Consider the following 16,572-nt stretch of genomic DNA (forward strand, 5'->3'; position numbering starts at 1 on the left):
GCAGGTCACGCTCCGTCGGCGGCGGGGATCACGGGCGAGCCGGACGCGGCGGGTGAGCCGGGCTGTGCGGGCGCCTGGTGGCCCGCCGCCGGGGCCAGGGGCGCCGGGGTCTCCAGCGCGTACCCCACCCCGTGCACCGTACGGATGCGCTCGGCGCCGATCTTCCGGCGCAGCGCCTTGATGTGGCTGTCGACCGTACGGGTGCCCGAGGCGTCCGCCCAGTCCCACACCTCCGCGAGCAGCTGCTCGCGGGAGAGCACCGCGCGCGGCGAGTGCGCCAGACACACCAGCAGGTCGAACTCGGTGGGGGTCAGGTGCACGTCGTCGCCGGAGACCCGGACGCGGCGCTGGGCGTGGTCGATCTCCAGCTCGCCGAGCCGCAGCGTCCCGCTGCGCGGGGTGTGCGCGGCCAGCGCCGCCCGCTCCACGCGGCGCAGCAGCACGTGCACGCGGGCGGCCAGCTCGCGCATCGAGAACGGCTTCGTCATGTAGTCGTCCGCGCCGACCCCGAGCCCGACCAGCATGTCGGTCTCGTCGTCACGGGCGGTGAGCATCAGCACCGGCAGCGGGCGCTGGGCCTGCACCCGGCGGCACACCTCCAGGCCGTCGAAGCCGGGCAGCATGACGTCCAGGACGAGGAGGTCGGGCTGCCAGGTCTCGGCGGTCTCCACCGCCGCGGGGCCGTCGCCCGCCGTCTGCACCTGGAATCCCTCGGCGCGCAGCCGCACCGCGATGGCGTCCACGATGGTCGGGTCGTCCTCGACGACCAGGACGCGACGTTGGGCGCCCGGGGTGGTCGCTCCGGCGTGACCGCCGTGCGTGGATGAGTTGTTGGTCTGGTCCATTCGGTGCCGCCCCTGCGTTGCCCCGTGGCATTGAAGTGTTACGTGCTGGCAGCAGCGTAAGGGCCTTGCGTGCGCTGCGGCTACGCCGGTCTCGTCGCGAAGTGCACCACGTCGGGGACGCCCCGGACGACTGGGATCTCTTCCGTACGGACCCGGTCGAATCCGGCAACCCGCAACGCGTCCTCGAAGTCGGCGGAGTGCCGCGCGGACCAGACCGCGAGTACGCCGCCGGGTGTGAGGCGGGTCCGGCAGGCGGCCAGCCCGGCGGGGGAGTAGAGGGAGCGGTTGCCGTCGGTGACCGTCCAGTCGGGGCCGTTGTCGATGTCGAGGCAGAGCACGTCGAAGCGTTCACCGGCTGTGCCGCCCGCTTCACGCGGGTCACGTGCTGCACGTGCCGCTCCCGCCCCGTACATCCAGGACACGAGGTCGGTGTGCAGCAGCGTGCAGCGCGCGTCGGCGAGGGCGTGCGCGGTCAGCGCCGCGAGCGGGCCGTCCCGGTGCCAGTCGATGATCGCCTCCTCGCGCTCGACGACGGTGATCCGCCCCCAGCGCGGCTCGGCCGCCGCCTCGCACAGCGAGAAGCCGACGCCCAGCCCGCCGACCAGCAGGCTCGGGCGCCCCGCGCCGCGGGCGCCGCCGCCGGGGCGACCGGCCGCCCACTCGGCGAGTGCGGCCCGTACGAGCAGCCGCTCCGAGCGGCCGTCGGAGGTGTCCATCAGGAAGCAGCCGTTGGCGATGATCTGCAGCAGTCCGCCTTGGCGGCGCAGCACCACCTCGCCGTACGGGCCCTCCCGGCGGTCGAGCACGGCCGTGTCCTCGGGGGCGGCGGGGGCAGTCCCCGCCGGTGCGTCGCGGGGGGCTGCGGTGGCTTCTGCGGGCTCGGTGAGCCCTTCCGGCGCGGTCACGCGCTCTTCCCTCCTCCGATCGCCCGCTCCAGCAGGTCGATCGCCTCAGCCAGTGGTCTCACCGGGTCGGACAGGTCGGTGAGGACGACGTGCTCACGGTAAGCGACGCGGTAGCGGAGCTGGTCGCGGAGGCGAGGGTCGACCGCGCGCGGTGGCCGCCCGCCGAGCCGGGCCTCGGCCAGCAGGCGCCGCAGCCGCTCCACCCGGGGGCGCGGCAGGCGTCCCTCACGGCTCTCGGCGCGGTGCGGGACGGCGGTGTACGTGCCGTCCGTGCGGACGCTGATGCGCCGGTCGACCCCGGCGTAGCCGCCGGTGACGCGCAGCGAGACCAGCTCGGCCGGTCCTGGCGCCTGCCCCGGCGCCCCCGGGCGGGATGACGCGGGCGCCCCGGTGGGTTGTACGGGCGGAGCCCCCGTCGCGGTGCCGCCCGGTGCGTCTGTCGGCCGGCCGGTGGCGGGACCGGTGCGTGACGCGGACGGTCCCCCGTCGGCCGTCGTCTCGGAGCGCGCCCCCGGTCCGCCCCGCGAGCAGCCCGCCCCGGTGGCGGCGAGCAGCAGAGCGGCCAGAGGTGCCAGGGCCGCGCGGCGGGTGGGCGCGGTGAAGGGCGCGACGGGCTGCGGCATACGGGAAGTATCGCCCGTTCGCCCTGATCGCTGAGAGCGAACAGCAGAATTCGCTCCGGCGGGGAACATCCGACCCTCTTCCGAGCATTGAGTCGACATAGCTCAACTTGGCTGCTTAGGGAGAGATCATGGCTTCGACGTCTTCATCGCTCACCCTGCCGGTGCTGCCGCTCGCCGACGAGGTGGTGCTGCCGGGCATGGTGGTGCCCCTGGACCTGTCCGACACCGAGGTGCGCGCCGCGGTGGAGGCCGCACAGGCCGCCGCGCCGGACGGCAGGAAGCCCGAGGTGCTGCTGGTGCCCCGGATCGACGGCAGTTACGCGGGCATCGGTGTACTCGGCCGGGTCGAGCAGGTCGGACGCCTCGCCGACGGCGACCCGGGCGCGCTCATCCGGGCCCTGCGCCGGGTCCGTATCGGCTCGGGCACCACCGGTCCCGGCGCCGCGCTGTGGGTGGCGGGCACCGAGGTCACCGAAGCCGCGGCGGGCGAGACCGCCCCCGCGCCCGGCGCCGTCGCCGAACTGGTCAAGGAGTACAAGGCCCTCGCCACCAGCTGGCTGCGCAAGCGCGGCGCCTGGGAGGTCGTGGACCGGGTGCAGCAGATCGACGACGTCGCGCAGCTCGCCGACAACGCCGGATACTCGCCCTTCCTCTCCGTCGCCCAGAAGGTGCGGTTGCTGGAGACCCTCGACCCGGTGGAGCGGCTGCGGTTCGCCGTCGAGTCGCTGCGCGAGCACCTGGCCGAGCAGGAGGTCGCCGAGTCGATCGCCAAGGACGTGCAGGAGGGCGTGGACAAGCAGCAGCGCGAGTTCCTGCTGCGGCGCCAGCTGGAGGCCGTGCGCAAGGAGCTGTCCGAGCTGAACGGCGACCCCGAGGACGAGGGCGAGGACTACCGCGCCAGGGTGGAGGCCGCCGCGCTGCCCGAGGACGTGCGCAAGGCCGCCCTCAAGGAGGTCGACAAGCTGGAGCGCTCCTCCGACCAGAGCCCCGAGGGCAGCTGGATTCGCACCTGGCTGGACACGGTGCTGGAGATGCCGTGGAACGAGCGGACGGACGACGCGTACGACATCGCCGGTGCCAAGGGCGTGCTGGACGCGGACCACGCCGGGCTGGAGGACGTCAAGGAGCGGATCACCGAGTACCTGGCGGTGCGCAAGCGGCGCGCCGACCGCGGGCTGGGCGTCATCGGCGGCCGTCGCGGTGGCGCGGTGCTGGCCCTGGTGGGGCCGCCCGGCGTCGGCAAGACCTCGCTCGGCGAGTCGGTGGCCCGCGCGATGGGGCGCAAGTTCGTCCGCGTCGCGCTCGGCGGCGTACGGGACGAGGCGGAGATCCGCGGCCACCGGCGCACCTACGTCGGGGCGCTGCCGGGCCGGATCGTGCGGGCGGTCAAGGAGGCCGGTTCGATGAACCCGGTCGTGCTGCTGGACGAGATCGACAAGCTCGGCTCGGACTTCCGCGGCGACCCGGCCGCCGGGCTGCTCGAAGTCCTGGACCCGGCGCAGAACCACACCTTCCGCGACCACTACCTGGAGGTTGAACTCGACCTGTCCGACGTGGTCTTCCTGGCCACCGCCAACGTCCTGGAGGCCATCCCCGAGGCGCTGCTGGACCGCATGGAGGTCGTCCGGCTGGACGGCTACACCGAGGACGAGAAGGTCACCATCGCCCGGGACCACCTGCTGGGCCGCCAACTGGAGCGGGCCGGGCTGGGCGCCGACGAGGTCACGCTGAACGAGGCCGCGCTGCGCAAGCTGGCGGGTGAGTACACCCGCGAGGCGGGCGTACGGAGCCTGGAGCGTGCCGTCGCCCGGGTGCTGCGCAAGGTGGCCGCCGAACACGAACTGGGCGAGCGGGAACTGCCGTTCACGGTCGACCCGGACGCGCTGCGCGACCTCATCGGACGCCCGCACCACACGCCCGAGTTGGCGCAGGACCCGGCCGAGCGGCGCACGGCCGTCCCCGGTGTGGCCACCGGACTGGCGGTCACGGGCGCGGGCGGCGACGTGCTGTTCGTCGAGGCGTCCCTCGCCGATCCCGAGACGGGCGGCAGTGGGCTGACGCTCACCGGCCAGCTGGGCGACGTCATGAAGGAGTCCGCGCACATCGCGCTCTCCTACCTGCGCTCGCGCGGCGCCGAACTGGAGCTGCCGGTGGCCGACCTCAAGGAGCGCGGCGTCCACCTGCACGTGCCGGCGGGCGCGGTGCCCAAGGACGGTCCGAGCGCGGGCGTCACCATGACCACCGCGCTGGCCTCGCTGCTGAGCGGCCGTCAGGTGCGTACGGACGTGGCCATGACGGGTGAGGTCTCGCTGACCGGGCGGGTGCTGCCGGTGGGCGGCGTGAAGCAGAAGCTGCTGGCGGCGCACCGGGCCGGGGTGAGCACGGTGATCATCCCCAAGCGGAACGAGCCGGACCTGGACGACGTACCGGCGGACGTGCTCGCGGGCCTGGAGGTCCACGCGGTCTCCGACGTACGCCGGGTGCTGGAGCTGGCGCTGACCCCGGCGTCCGCATCCGTGCACCTCCCCGTCGCGGCCTGACGGGCCTCCCGGGCGGCCTCCCTTCCTCACCCCGGTGGGGGAGGGAGGCCGTCACCACTGCCGGGCGGGGGCGGCGCGCTGCCTGCTCGATCAGCTTCGCGGCTCCCCGACGCGGGCCTCGGTCCAGGCGCGGGCAAGGATCTCGTCCACGGTCTCGGCGGGAGTCTGGGACGAGGTGTCGATCCAGAGGCCGAGGTGTGCGGTCTCCTCGCGCAGGACCTTGTCGAGACCGTGGACGGTCAGCGTGTCGTAGGCGTTCTTGGCCCTGACGGCCTCGCGCTCCAGGACGGCTTCGGGTTCCGGCGCGAGGACGACGACCAGCAGCGGAGTGCTGTGGATCTGCGCGACGGTCTGGGCCAGGTGCTCGCCCAGGATGACGTCCTGTGCGACCACGGTGAAGCCGGCTCGGAAGTAGTCGTCGCAGGTGGTCGCGGTCAGCTGGTGACGGAGCCGCAATTGGCGGACGGCCTCGTCACTGGGCTCGGCGGACATGTCGGCGCGGCCGTTGACCACCATGCGGCGGAACTGGTCCCCGCGCACGTGCACGGAGCACGCCAGCCGCTCGGCCAGTGCCTGCGCGACCGTCGACTTCCCGGAAGCCTGGATGCCGGTGATGAGGATGATCGCCTGTTCGCGCTGAGGGAACTCGGGACGGCCGTGCTCGTCCGTGCTCGACGACGCCGTGGGGCTGTTGTTCATCGTGTTCCTTCTGTACGGGATGGTTGGTTGCGGGCGGTGGTGGGAGGTGTCGGCGGCCCGGTCGGCACGTCACCACCGCCGGTGCACGGTGGCTTTGGAGCCAGTGACCAGGCTGGCGGGCGGCACGTCGTCGGCCACGACCGCGCCGGCGGCGATCACGGCGTCCCGGCCGATGGTGACGCCGGGCAGGATCGTGGCACCGGCGCCGATCCACACGTTCTCCGCCACGTCGATGGGCGCGCCGGTGAGGTACAGCCGCCGCTCCTCGGGATCGACCGGGTGCCCGCTGGTGAGGAACGTGACGTTCGGGCCCACCAGCACGCGCTCACCGAGCCGGATACCGGCGTAGTCCAGGAACGTGCAGTTCTGGTTGACGAAGACGCGCTCGGCCAGGTCGAGACGGAGTCCATGGTCGGTGAAGAACGGCGGGTGGATCGTCACGCGCGGCGGCAGCGGTCTGCCGAGGATCTGCTCGAACAGCTCCGCCTTGCCCGCCTCGTCGTCGAAGGGCAGGGCGTTCAGGCGGGACGTCAGCTCGAAGGTCCGCAGCACCCGCTCGGCCATCGCTCGGAACTCGTCGCTCTGGATGAGCATGAGGCGCTCACCGGTCATGACGGTCGGCTGGTTCGCGGCAGCTCGATGGCCAGGACCGGCGGGCAGCCGTCCACGCCGACGAGTCCGAAGCCGTCGCGCACCCTCGGGACCAGCCGCTCGAAGAGCTGGTCCGGCGCCCCCAGCGGGGACCGCCGGTCCGTGTGCACCCGCACATTCCACGCAGGGCACGCGGACGAGGGCGAGGCGGTCATCGGCATGCGCGCCACTCTAGGGGCCGGCCGATACGGTTCGCATCGCGTTTTCGGCCCCGACGAGCGCTGATCGACGTGAGTTGGCGGCGCCGCCGGGCGGAAGTCGCTCGCTACCGTCGGGTGTGTGCCGGGCGTACCGTTCTGGGTGTCGCGTTCAGAACGGAGCACCAGGATGCCTGACAGCACCGGCACGCACATCGGCACGCGCATTCAGGAGATCCGCGGCCTCCGTGGCTACTCACTCCGCGAACTCGCCCATCGCGCCCACGTGTCCCCCTCGATGCTCTCGCATCGAGAACGGCGACAGGGTCCCCAGCGGCCAGATCATCGCCGCCACGGCCCGTGCTCTCAGCGTGAGCGTGCACGTCCTGCACGGCCAGCCCTACATGGAGCAGCTGCGCCGGGACCAGATGGACCGGCTGATCGCGCCGCTGTCCAACGCGCTCGACGACTGGGGCATCATGCCCGACGACGATGATCCGCCGCCGCGCCCGCTGCCGGAGCTGGAAGCGGCGATCGAGCGCGCACGGCAGCTACGTGCCGTCTCCGAGTACGCCACCCTCGCGCAGGAGACCCCGGCGCTGCTTGCGGAGACCTCCTGCGCGGTGCTCCTGCATGCCTCGCCGGGCCGTGACCGGGAGCGGGCGCATTGGCTCCAGGCGGAGGCGGCGATCGGAGCGTTCTCGGTGGCCTACAAGTTCGGGTACATGGACCTGGCGCGCCTCGCGCTCTCGCGCATGGCCATGGCCGCGCCGCAGAGCGGCGACCCCCGGCAGGTCGCAGCGGAGCGGTTGAAGCGCGCTCAGCTCTCGGCGGAGGGGCCTGCGCTGGAGCAGGGCTTGCGGCTGGTGCGCCAGGGGCTGCGGGATCTGGAGAGCGACGGGACGACGGAGACGCGTGCCATGCGCGGTGGCCTGCTGTTGAAGGGCGGGCAGCTGACGGCGCTCCGCACCGGCGGGCAGGACGCCGACGAGTGGTTCGATGAGGCGCGGGTTCTCGCGGAGGAGCTGGGCGAAACGGACTGCTACATGCTCGCGTTCGGGCCGACGAACGTCGCCCAGCACGTGGTGGCCGCAGCGGGCGATCACGACGAGCACGGCAGGGCCGTGCAGTTGGCGTCCGAGGTGCGTCTCCCCGCCGGATATTCGGCCGCGCGGTCGGGGCAGTTCTGGATCGACTACGCGCGCTCGCTCGCTCTCACGGCGCGGCGCGACGAGGCGATCACCGCTCTGGAGCGAGCCCGGCGGGTGTCTCCGTTGCAGACGCGGTATCACGCGACGACGAGGCTGACGATGGGCGTGCTCCTCCGGGCTCGCGGGCAGACCCCGCCTCGGGTGCGCACGTTCGCCCAGTGGAGCGGTGTGTAACACTCGGGGCACTCTCTGTCAATGCTTCCGATGTTGCCTCCCTGTCAACGAGGGAGGGGTTCCGGGCGGGCACGCTGTGACGGTCAACACACCCTCTGTCACCTGGAGTCGACATGGCCACCACCTGCCGCCGTACCGTCCAGTCCCGTGCCCGTCGTGCCGAGTTGGCCGCTGCCGCTGCCGGGGGGACGCCGCCGCCCCGGCCCTGGTTTCCGCCTGCCGGGCCGGAGATCGAGGTGGAGCGGGCCGGTGTGGCGTGGGATGCGGTCAAGGCCCCCGCCTGGCTGGGGGACCGGGCGTTGGCGCTGCTGGGCGGTGCCAGCGGGGCAGTGGTCCGTGGTCGCGGGTCCTGTACTGGCTGACTCCCGTCGGTACGGCCGACGCCTGGGCGCCGTTGCCGCGCGTGGCGGTCCTCGGGGGCTCCTCGTACCTGGCCGTGCCGCCGGGGCACCGCACCCGAGGTCTCGGCCCGTACTGGGCGGTACCGCCGCTGCCGGGACGGCTGCTGACCGGCGCCGCCCCGCTGCGCGAGGCGCTCAGCCGCGCCGACGGCTCCGCCTTCGGCGGAGAGGCCGCCTCGTGACCGCACCCGGTGAGGTCGCGGGCGCGCCCGTGGACGCCGAGGCGGTGCGGGTGGCGGTCATGCGGGCGCTGGCCCTCCTCGCGTCGCCGGGGTGTCCCGATCTGGGGCCGGTGCAGGCGGAGTTGCGCGGTCACGTGCGGGCGCTGCTGCCTGCGGCCGAGGCGGCCGTCGGGGAGTTGTGGCACGCCAGTCCGCTGTCGTGGCAGCGCCGCGCACGGCTGGACGCGGTGCGCCGCCTCCTGGGGAGTTCCGGGCGGCGGAGCGCTGGATGCTGCACCACGCCCGGCGCCTGCCCGCCCACACCGCCTACCGCGAGATCATCCGCCGTCCCTGGCGCGCCTCCGTGGTCCGGGAGGACGCGGGCGGCTGACGCGGTGGCGGAGCGGTCCCCTCCCGCCCTGGTGGAGGGGACCGCCCCGGGTCCGGTGCGCGGCTGGGTCAGCCGTTGTTGGCGAGGACCTTCAGCCGGTCGTAGGCGCCGTTGAAGACGTTGTGGTCACCGACGGTCGGACCGGTGGAGGTGTACTGCCAGAAGGTGTAGAAGCCCCAGCCGTTCGGCAGGGTGCCGGGGGAGGAGGCGTAGCGGGCTATCCACAGCGGGTTGGTCTTGCCGAAGCTGCTGTTGTTGCCCGTGCACTGGCTCCACCAGTTGGTGGTCGTGTAGATCACCGCGTCGCGGCCGGTACGGGCCTTGTAGGTGGTGGTGAAGTCGCGAATCCAGCTGACCATCGCGGACTGGCTCTTGCCGTAGCAGGTCGAGCCGTACGGGTTGTACTCGATGTCCAGGACGCCCGGCAGGGTCTTGCCGTCCTTGGACCAGCCGCCGCCGTTGCTGGCGAAGTAGTTGGCCTGGGTGGCGCCGCTGGAGGTGTTCGGGGTCGCGAAGTGGTACGCGCCGCGGATCATGCCGACGTTGTACGACCCGTTGTACTGCTGGGCGAAGTACGGGTTCTTGTAGGAGGTGCTCTCGGTCGCCTTCACGTACGCCCAGCGGACTCCGCTGTTCCACAGGGTGTTCCAGTTGACGTTCCCCTGGTGGCTGGAGACGTCCACGCCCTCCACGCTCGCCGCGAGGCCCTTGGGGGGCCCGTCGTACGGGTCGCCGCCCTCGTGTTCCTCGACGGTCATGCCCATCCACGCGTCGCCGCGCTCGACCGTGCTCCTGCTCTCGCCGCTCTCGCTGCCGCTCCCGGAACCCGGCGCGGCGGACGCCGCTCCGGGCAGGGCGAGGACGAGCGCGAGTGAGGAGAGGAGCATTCCGGCCGCGGTCGCGGTTGCGCGCAGGCGTCGGGTGGTACGGGATCTGTTGCTGGGCATCGCTGCCTCCGAAGACCTCAGTGGGGTGGGGGGACAGAGTGGGGGGCTGCCTCGCTGACGTGATCACATGGTGTGAGCATGTCAGGAGAGAAGATACGCGCGTAGACCAGGCGGACGGAAGGGTACGGGGTGACGCCGTTGGTCTACTCCTGCGAAATACTGGCCCAACTGCGACGATCGCCGTCGCTGGCAGAAACTTTCCTGTCGGAGAAAGCCGGAGGGGGTGCTGACGTGCACGAGCCCGTAACCGAGGAGGGCGCGTCGCCGGGCCCGCACAGTGGTGTGGACCACCAGGAGAGCCCGGGCGGTGGCATCCGCGACGGAGCCGGGGACAGCGCGTACGGACCCGAGTTCCTCGACCTCGAACGCGAGTTGACGGTCTTCCTGCGCCGCGCCCGCGCGACCTCGGGGGAGATGGCCCGCGAGGTCCACCCGGACCTGGAGCCTGCCGCGTACGGCCTGCTGGTGCGGCTGGAGGACGCCGGTGCGCAGCGGGCGACCGACCTGGCGGCCTACTTCGGGGTGGGCAAGGCGACCATGAGCCGCCAGCTTGCCGCCCTGGAGGGCCTCGGCCTGGTGACCCGCTCCAAGGACCCGGCCGACGGGCGCGCGTCGCTGGTCGAGCTGGCCGAGGTGGGCCGCGAGCGGTTCAACCGGGTGCGCAGCGCGCGGCGGGCCGAGTACCGCCGCAAGCTGGCGGCCTGGGAGCGGGGCGAGATCGCGGAGCTGGCGCGCCTGCTGCACCGGCTCAACGGGCCGGGCGGCGCCGAGGAATGAGCGGTGCCGGGGTCTGAGCGGTGCCGGGGCGGGGCGTCGGCCGGTGCATCGGCGCCGGGGCGGGCACGCCGCCGACGCCCCGGCCGAGCCGGGCCCGCCGCTAAGGCGTCAGCTCCGCCAGGACCGCCGTCGCGTCGTCGTGCCGCTTGCCGCGCGGGAAGGCCAGCCGGTCCGGGTCCGCCGACTCGGCCGCCCGTACGCGGGAGATCAGCGCGTGCGGCCCCTCCTTGCGCACGAGGGAGGCCAGCGCGGCCCAGTCGCCGAGCCGGAAGACCTCCGTCCAGCGGCTCGCGCCGTCGGTGACGCCCAGCAGCGCCGCGATCCCCGCGCGCGGCGTGCTGCCCGTGACGGCGTACGCGGCGACCTCCGGGTCCGCGGCGGCGGTGTAGAAGCCCTCGCCCTCCGGCGCGTTGCGCAGCGCCTCCACCGTGCGCCCGTACGTCTCCCCGGCCGCCGCCCGCTCGGCCGAACCGCGGGGGAGGGCGCGCACCTCGTCGCGCAGCGCGCGTACCCGCGGCGGCAGTTCGTCCAGCCGGGGGTCGACCACGGGTGTCACCGCTCCGGTCGTGTGCTCCAGCAGCAGCGTGGAGTCGGAGAGCACCAGGTGTTCGATCGTCTCGTCGTCCCAGCGTGCGGCGACGACCGTCGCCTGCGGAGTGCGTGGGTGAGAAAGGTCACAGGTGGGACGGTGTGCGTCGGCCGTGCGGGCGAGGGCCTCGGCCAGGCAGTGGGACAGCGCCAGATCGCGGCGGGAGGCGCACAGTTCGAGCAGCCCGCCGCCGAGCCGGGCGGTGAACCAGGGCACGCCGTGCAGGCAGCCGTCCTCGCCCGGGGGCGGCGTCACGCCGTCGAGGACCACCAGGGTCCCGCCCGTACCGGAGGCGGGAAGTGCCACCGATGTGTAGTCCTCGTTGGGGCGTTGGGGGTCGCCCGGTTCGCTCGCCATCTCGATGCGCATGGGGCAAGTCTGCCGGAGCCGGTCGCGGGACCGGCCGCCGCCGTCGAGTTGGACCGGACCAGCAGGTCGGGGCGGTGCGCGGGCCTGTGCGCGGGCCTTCGCCCGGCGCGACGGCGGTGGCGGTGGCGGACGTTCCGCCCGGCGGCGGCCAGGCATACTGCCAGGCGGCAAGCGGGATTTCCAGCCCGGCACGTGCCGGGGCCCGGCGGCGCCCGGGGGCGAGTTGTACGCCAACTCCCGGTTGATGTTCACTCCATCGGATGGTGCGGCAGGGGAAGCACACCCACCCCGATCCGGTCCTGCAAGGGTCGGACGTCGTGGGCCGGGTGCGGCCCGCCGTGCCGGGCGCGCGTACCGAGGGCCGGTCGTGCGAGATTGGCTGTGCGAGTCGGCCGGCGGTGGAGCCGGTGAGTTGGACTGTCGCCTCCGGGGCCCGACCCCGGCCGGGCGGGACGAGATTGCGAGCACGGGTGCGGACGAAGCGACTGCGGAAACTTGGCGGCACCGGGACCAGCCTGCCCCGTACACCGCCTCCGGCACGCCGGTCGCGCGTGCGCAACCGGCTGCTCGTCTCCGTCGCCCTGTGCGCGGTCGCCGTCCTCGGCGCGGGCGCGCCGGGCATCGCCGCCTCCTTCGGTGAACTCTCCGACGCCCAGGACCGCGTCGACCGCGCCGGGACCAACCAGCGCGCCCTGGCGCTGGCGCACTCCCTGGCGGATGAGCGGGACGACATGGTCGCCTACGTGGCCGCCCGGGGCGACGGCGAGCGGCCCGCCAGCGGCGCCCGGCAGGGCCGGGTGGACCGGCAGATCGACGAGGTGCTCGCAGCGGACGCGGAGGACGTGCCCGCGCAGGTGCGCCGCGTGCTGCGGTCCGTGCCCAAGACGCGGCAGCGCGCGCTGGACCGCACGGACAGCGCGTACGAGACCTACGAGCGCTACACCTCCGCCGTGCTGCGGCTCCAGGACATCTCCCGCGCCGCCGCCCGCGAACTGCCCGCCGGACCGGCGGACGCCGCCGCCACCGCCGAGGCCCTGCCGCAGCTGGGCCGCGGCGTGGGGTACGCGTCGGCCACCCGCGGCCTGCTGCGCGGCGCGCTCGCCGCCGACGGCCCGCAGCGGCGGCTGACGGCCGAGGCCCAGCGCACGCACCTGCATTCCGAGACCGCGCTCGCCGACTTCGAGCAGCTGGCCGGCGAGCCCGCCCGGGAGACCTACGACCACACCCTGACCGGCGCCGAGGTGGCCACCGCCCAGCGCTATCTGAAGCAGCTCACCGACCTCCCCACGCTCACCCCCGCCGAACGCGCCTTCGACCGGGAGCGCGTCCGCGACGCCCTGTCCGCCCGGATCTCCGCCATGCGCAGCGTGCACTCCTCGCTCGCCGCCGCCGAGACGCAGCGCTGGGAGGACTCGCGGGACGACGCGGTCACGGCGCTGGAGCTGCGGTTCGCGCTGGTGGCGGCGTGCCTGCTGGTGGCGCTGGGCGCCGGTGTGCAGACGGCGCGTTCGGTGACCCGCCCGCTGGCCGTGCTGCGGCGCGGCGCGGAGCGGGTGGCGCGGGAGCCCGCGGGCGGCGAGCCGGTGCTGCTGCGCGGGCGGAACGACGAGTTCGCCGATGTCGTCGCCGCCCTCAACCAGCTGCGGGAGCTGGTCGCCGACCTGCACGAGCGCGCTGTGGGGGCGGAGACCGACAGCATCGAACTGGCCGGGGGCAAGGCCGAGCTGACCGCCGAGCACGAGCGGCTCCAGGCCGAGTGCGAGGTCCTCGTACAGCGCCTCGACTCCGCCTCGGGCGTGCCCGGCGGTGCCATCGAGGAGCTGGGGCGGCGCACGCTCGCGCTGGTGGAGCGGCAGCTGCGCGTCGTCGAGTCGCTGGAGGCGGACGAGCCCGACCCGGACCGCCTCGGCAAGCTCTTCGCCCTCGACCACCTGGCCACCCGGATACGGCGGCACGGCGAGGGCCTGCTGCTGTTCGCCGGGGTGTCCGACTCCGCGGTGCATCCGGGCGGCCCGGTGCCGCTGCTGGACGTCGTGCGGGCGGCGGTGAGCGAGATAGAGCAGTACGAGCGTATGCAGCTGGGCTCGGTGCCGGAGGCCCGGGTCGCGGGGCCGGCGGCCGACGGACTGAGCCACCTGGTCGCCGAACTGCTCGACAACGCCGCCGCGTTCTCCGTCCCGGGGTCCGAGGTGCGGCTGAGCGGCCGGACCCTGCGCTCCGGCGAGATCATGCTCTCCGTCCAGGACAGCGGCTCCGGCATGACCGGCGAGCGGCTGGCCGAACTCAACGCCCAACTGGACGCACCGGACACCAGGACGCTGGGCGAGAGCCCCGGCATGGGGCTCGGCTTGGAGCTGGTGGCGCGGCTCTCGCTCCGGCACGGGCTGCGGGTGCGGCTGCGCGAGCGCCGTCGGGGCGGTATCGCGGCGGACGTCACGGTGCCGCGCGCGCTGCTGCCGGGGTACCCGATGCCCGCGCCCGAGGAGCCCGCGCCTTCGCCCGCGCCCTCGTCCGGGGCGGACGGCGGGCACGGCGCGGCCCCGGACGCCGCGCCGCCCGTACGGACGGCCGTCCCGGACGCGCTGCCCGTACGGCGGCGGCCCGCCGACCGGGGCGGGCCGACCGTCCCGGCGCCGCGCGGCCCGCTGCTGCGCAGCCCGGCGCCGCCGCCGGAACCGGACCAGCACGAGCGGCCCACCACCGCCGAAGCGGGGGAGGCGGGCACGCGTCCGGCGGAACCGGCGGCGACGTCCGGACCGGCTTCCGGCTCGGCTTCCGGCCCGGAGACTGCTCCGGCGACTGCTCCGGCGGTGGACGAGGAAGCCGTCCGGGGACCGGCGGACGCTGAGGCGGGCCTGTCCGAGGTGGGTCCCACCGAGGTGAGTTCCACCGGGGCGGAGACGGACGAGCCCGCTGCGGCCGAACCCCCGGCGAGCGAACCCGCCGTGGCCGAGGCGGAGGTGACCGCGACGGGGCTGCCCCGGCGCGTCCCCGGCCCGGTGCCGCCCCCCGCGCCCGTCATGCCGCAGCCCCGCAAGGGCGGCGTCGACGCGGAGGCGCTGCGCAGACAGCTGGGCGGTTTCCAGCGCGGTTCCCGCGAGGGCCACCGCGACGCCGCGGCGGAGACCGAGGAGCCCGCGCCGCCGGGCACCGCCGTCGGGGATTCGTCCGAGGAAGAGGAGGTACTGCCGTGAACGCCCCCACCCCACGGGACGCGACGGAGCGCAGCGAGGTGCGCGATCTGCGCTGGCTGCTCTCGGACCTGGTCGAGGAGGCGCCCGGCGTACGGTCCGTGGCCGTCGTCTCCGCCGACGGGCTGCTGCTGCTCTCCTCCGACCCCGACACCGACCCCCAACCCGACACCGGCGGCACCGGCCCCGAAGCGGACACCGGCACGGACCCGGACGCGGAGCAGGCCGCGGAGCAGGCCGCCGAGGCGGCGAGCACGCCCGGCGACGGCGGGCCGAGCGGCTCCAGCGCCGATCTGGCCACCATCGTCTCCGGGCTCGCCTCGCTGACGGCGGGCGCCGCCGGGCTGATGGACGGCGGCCCGGTCAAGCAGACGATGGTCGCCATGGAGGAGGGCAGCCTCTTCGTGATGGCGATCAGCGACGGCTCGCTGCTGGGCGTCCACGCCCTGCCTGACTGCGACATGAGCGTCGTCGCCTACCAGATGGCCCGCTTCGTCGGCCGGGCCGGGCACGTGCTCACCCCGGAACTCCGCACCGCGCTCACGGCCCCGGCCGCCGCCCGGACGGGGTGAGTCCGCCCCCGGGCGGTGCCGTCGTCAGGGGCTGTCGTCAGCGGCGCGGCGGCTTGGTCGAGTCGTAGCCCGCGTCGCCGCCCCGGCCCCGGTTCCGGCCGCCGTCGCGGTCGGCGCTCGGCAGCGGCGGCGGTTCGTAGCGGGCCAGCGGCCGGGCGTCCGGGTCCGGGCGTACCGCGCCCAGCACCGGGTTGGCGGCGATCGGTGAGACCTTGACGGGCGTGCCCGGCCGCGGCGCGTGTACCACCATGCCGCGTCCCGCGTACAGGCCGACGTGGGTGGCACGGGCGAAGTAGACCACCAGGTCACCGGGGCGCAGTTCGCGCAGCCGCACCCGCTCCAGCCGCCGCCACTGCTGCCCGCTGGTGCGCGGGATGCGCAGCCCGGCCCGTGCCCAGGCCCTGGCGGTCAGCCCGGAGCAGTCGAACGCCCGGGGCCCCGCCGCGCCCCAGGCGTACGGCTTGCCGCGCTGCGCGAGCGCGTACGCCAGCGCGCGGGCGCCCTGCCGGGTCGGCGTACGGGCGCCGCCCGCCGGGCCGCCCGCCGGGTCGCCCAGCGCGCCCCCGGCCAGGAACGCGGCCTGGGAGCGTGCCGCCTGCGCGCCCTCCAGCTGACGCAGCCGGGCGAGCTTGTCCGGGGGGAGCGAGGTGAGCAGCGTTTCCACCTCGCGCAGCCGGGAACGGGCCCGGTCCCGGTGCGCCTTGCGGTCGGCCGCGAGCTTCTGCTGCCGTTGGAGTGCGCGGCGGGCCCGGGTGGCCAGCGCGTCGCCGCGGCGTTCGGCGCTGGTGAGCCGTTTCACCGTACGGGCCTGGTTGCTGACGGCTCGTTGCAGGAGGTGTGTGTTGGCCAGGGCCTGCGCCGGGTCGTCCGCGAGCATCAGCTGGGCGTCGGGCGGCAGCACCGGGGCACCGCTGCGGTACTGGCTGCGGGCGAGCCGCCCCGCCTCGGCGCGGCTGCTGTCCACCGAGCTGCGGGCGCGCTGGAGCCGCCGGTCCAGCTTGCGTGCGGTGGCCCGCTGGGTCCGCAGCCGCGCTCCGGCGCTGTGGTACGCCTCGGCGGCGGCCTCGGTCTGCTGGTAGAGGGTGCGCAGGTCGGCCAGTAGTTCGCTGACCGGCCGGTCGGCGGGCACGGGCGCGGGCGGCGCGGGCGCCATCGGCGCCATGGGCGCGGACTGCGCGGGTGGGACGGCCAGGACGGCCGCCGTGGCCGTGGCCACGGCCAGCGCGGTTGCGGACCGAACGGAAATCAGCACACTCACCTCCGGGCTGAGCTGCTCGCACAAGGGCTTCTCCCCTCGATCGTGGGCAGCTCGCGGCGGGCGGCGCGCGCCGGGCTGGGCGCATCCGCCCACCGCTGTCACCCGTTGGGGGCGCGGGCTCACCCGTCCGG

At 74.5% G+C, this 16,572-nt stretch carries 18 protein-coding genes and 1 pseudogene; 10 read left to right on the top strand and 9 right to left on the bottom strand.

The features are described 5' to 3' along the window. Positions 1 to 5: 5 nt before the first annotated feature. The 3 genes from H299_RS32815 to H299_RS37450 form a co-directional block, all read right to left on the bottom strand. Positions 6 to 845 (bottom strand): response regulator transcription factor, encoded by an 840-nt coding sequence (locus H299_RS32815; protein ID WP_486587186.1) that lies wholly within the window; start codon positions 843 to 845, stop codon positions 6 to 8. Positions 846 to 925: 80 nt separating this feature from the next. Continuing rightward, positions 926 to 1,750, bottom strand: coding sequence for a class I SAM-dependent methyltransferase (locus H299_RS0108080; protein ID WP_051262222.1), 825 nt, complete (start codon positions 1,748 to 1,750; stop codon positions 926 to 928). Further along, the gene (locus tag H299_RS37450; RefSeq protein ID WP_027748009.1) at positions 1,747 to 2,373 is read right to left on the bottom strand and encodes a hypothetical protein; all 627 of its coding nucleotides are present in this window, start codon (positions 2,371 to 2,373) and stop codon (positions 1,747 to 1,749) included. Before H299_RS37450 ends, H299_RS0108080 begins: the two co-directional genes overlap by 4 nt. Before the next feature lie 128 nt (positions 2,374 to 2,501). Between H299_RS37450 and lon the strand changes: the two genes are divergently transcribed. Further along, entirely contained in the window at positions 2,502 to 4,913 is a 2,412-nt protein-coding gene (gene lon / locus H299_RS0108090; RefSeq protein WP_027748010.1) for an endopeptidase La, read from the top strand. A gap of 90 nt (positions 4,914 to 5,003) precedes the next feature. On the opposite strand, the gene H299_RS0108095 is transcribed toward lon, so the two are convergent. The 3 genes from H299_RS0108095 to H299_RS39525 all read right to left on the bottom strand — a co-directional run bounded on the left by H299_RS0108095 (position 5,004) and on the right by H299_RS39525 (position 6,424). Beyond that, positions 5,004 to 5,612: an AAA family ATPase gene (locus H299_RS0108095; RefSeq protein WP_078512549.1), complete on the bottom strand. Its 609-nt coding sequence runs from the start codon at positions 5,610 to 5,612 to the stop codon at positions 5,004 to 5,006. Positions 5,613 to 5,681: 69 nt separating this feature from the next. Beyond that, complete coding sequence (locus H299_RS0108100; protein WP_027748012.1) at positions 5,682 to 6,224, bottom strand: DapH/DapD/GlmU-related protein; 543 nt, start codon at positions 6,222 to 6,224, stop codon at positions 5,682 to 5,684. Next, on the bottom strand, positions 6,221 to 6,424 hold the full coding sequence (locus tag H299_RS39525) for a hypothetical protein (RefSeq protein WP_158692288.1): 204 nt from the start codon (positions 6,422 to 6,424) through the stop codon (positions 6,221 to 6,223). The genes H299_RS0108100 and H299_RS39525 overlap by 4 nt, the downstream gene beginning before the upstream one ends. Before the next feature lie 166 nt (positions 6,425 to 6,590). Here H299_RS39525 and H299_RS38995 point away from each other — a divergent pair, with 166 nt between their 5' ends. The 6 genes and pseudogenes from H299_RS38995 to H299_RS40305 all read left to right on the top strand — a co-directional run bounded on the left by H299_RS38995 (position 6,591) and on the right by H299_RS40305 (position 8,738). After that, on the top strand, positions 6,591 to 6,896 hold the full coding sequence (locus H299_RS38995) for a helix-turn-helix domain-containing protein (protein ID WP_106965747.1): 306 nt from the start codon (positions 6,591 to 6,593) through the stop codon (positions 6,894 to 6,896). Next, on the top strand, positions 6,778 to 7,785 hold the full coding sequence (locus H299_RS40295) for an XRE family transcriptional regulator (protein ID WP_486587206.1): 1,008 nt from the start codon (positions 6,778 to 6,780) through the stop codon (positions 7,783 to 7,785). The genes H299_RS38995 and H299_RS40295 overlap by 119 nt, the downstream gene beginning before the upstream one ends. Positions 7,786 to 7,898: 113 nt before the next feature. Further along, on the top strand, positions 7,899 to 8,147 hold the full coding sequence (locus H299_RS39875) for a hypothetical protein (RefSeq protein WP_199782418.1): 249 nt from the start codon (positions 7,899 to 7,901) through the stop codon (positions 8,145 to 8,147). Positions 8,148 to 8,188: 41 nt separating this feature from the next. Further along, a complete protein-coding gene (locus H299_RS37455; RefSeq protein ID WP_051262223.1) occupies positions 8,189 to 8,368 on the top strand; it encodes a hypothetical protein in 180 nt (59 codons plus the stop codon). Positions 8,369 to 8,427: 59 nt separating this feature from the next. Continuing rightward, positions 8,428 to 8,607: pseudogene (locus H299_RS40300) on the top strand (DUF6415 family natural product biosynthesis protein); the annotation flags it as partial. Beyond that, positions 8,568 to 8,738 (top strand): DUF7848 domain-containing protein, encoded by a 171-nt coding sequence (locus H299_RS40305; protein WP_486587207.1) that lies wholly within the window; start codon positions 8,568 to 8,570, stop codon positions 8,736 to 8,738. The pseudogene H299_RS40300 and the gene H299_RS40305, both read left to right, overlap by 40 nt. A gap of 68 nt (positions 8,739 to 8,806) precedes the next feature. On the opposite strand, the gene H299_RS0108125 is transcribed toward H299_RS40305, so the two are convergent. Further along, positions 8,807 to 9,685, bottom strand: coding sequence for a lysozyme (locus tag H299_RS0108125; RefSeq protein ID WP_027748014.1), 879 nt, complete (start codon positions 9,683 to 9,685; stop codon positions 8,807 to 8,809). Positions 9,686 to 9,997: 312 nt separating this feature from the next. Between H299_RS0108125 and H299_RS0108130 the strand changes: the two genes are divergently transcribed. Further along, complete coding sequence (locus H299_RS0108130; protein ID WP_037758306.1) at positions 9,998 to 10,462, top strand: MarR family transcriptional regulator; 465 nt, start codon at positions 9,998 to 10,000, stop codon at positions 10,460 to 10,462. Positions 10,463 to 10,562: 100 nt separating this feature from the next. Here H299_RS0108130 and H299_RS0108135 read toward each other — a convergent pair whose 3' ends face one another. Continuing rightward, entirely contained in the window at positions 10,563 to 11,420 is an 858-nt protein-coding gene (locus H299_RS0108135; protein WP_027748016.1) for a protein phosphatase 2C domain-containing protein, read from the bottom strand. A gap of 551 nt (positions 11,421 to 11,971) precedes the next feature. On the opposite strand from H299_RS0108135, the gene H299_RS32835 reads away from it, so the two are divergent. Continuing rightward, positions 11,972 to 14,614, top strand: coding sequence for a nitrate- and nitrite sensing domain-containing protein (locus H299_RS32835; RefSeq protein ID WP_051262224.1), 2,643 nt, complete (start codon positions 11,972 to 11,974; stop codon positions 14,612 to 14,614). Then, positions 14,611 to 15,183, top strand: coding sequence for a roadblock/LC7 domain-containing protein (locus tag H299_RS0108145; protein WP_027748017.1), 573 nt, complete (start codon positions 14,611 to 14,613; stop codon positions 15,181 to 15,183). The genes H299_RS32835 and H299_RS0108145 overlap by 4 nt, the downstream gene beginning before the upstream one ends. Before the next feature lie 37 nt (positions 15,184 to 15,220). Here H299_RS0108145 and H299_RS0108150 read toward each other — a convergent pair whose 3' ends face one another. Beyond that, the gene (locus tag H299_RS0108150; protein WP_486587187.1) at positions 15,221 to 16,435 is read right to left on the bottom strand and encodes a C40 family peptidase; all 1,215 of its coding nucleotides are present in this window, start codon (positions 16,433 to 16,435) and stop codon (positions 15,221 to 15,223) included. Positions 16,436 to 16,572 lie beyond the last annotated feature (137 nt).

The sequence above is a fragment of the Streptomyces sp. CNH287 genome, from assembly GCF_000424825.1.

Coding starts and splice junctions, on each gene's coding strand:
- H299_RS0108135 (WP_027748016.1), bottom strand. CDS start 11,420: ATGCGCATCGAGATGGCGAGCGAACCGGGCGACCCCCAACGCCCCAAC.
- H299_RS39525 (WP_158692288.1), bottom strand. CDS start 6,424: ATGCCGATGACCGCCTCGCCCTCGTCCGCGTGCCCTGCGTGGAATGTG.
- H299_RS37450 (WP_027748009.1), bottom strand. CDS start 2,373: ATGCCGCAGCCCGTCGCGCCCTTCACCGCGCCCACCCGCCGCGCGGCC.
- H299_RS0108095 (WP_078512549.1), bottom strand. CDS start 5,612: ATGAACAACAGCCCCACGGCGTCGTCGAGCACGGACGAGCACGGCCGT.
- H299_RS0108100 (WP_027748012.1), bottom strand. CDS start 6,224: ATGACCGGTGAGCGCCTCATGCTCATCCAGAGCGACGAGTTCCGAGCG.
- H299_RS39875 (WP_199782418.1), top strand. CDS start 7,899: ATGGCCACCACCTGCCGCCGTACCGTCCAGTCCCGTGCCCGTCGTGCC.
- H299_RS0108125 (WP_027748014.1), bottom strand. CDS start 9,685: ATGCCCAGCAACAGATCCCGTACCACCCGACGCCTGCGCGCAACCGCG.
- H299_RS38995 (WP_106965747.1), top strand. CDS start 6,591: ATGCCTGACAGCACCGGCACGCACATCGGCACGCGCATTCAGGAGATC.
- lon (WP_027748010.1), top strand. CDS start 2,502: ATGGCTTCGACGTCTTCATCGCTCACCCTGCCGGTGCTGCCGCTCGCC.
- H299_RS32815 (WP_486587186.1), bottom strand. CDS start 845: ATGGACCAGACCAACAACTCATCCACGCACGGCGGTCACGCCGGAGCG.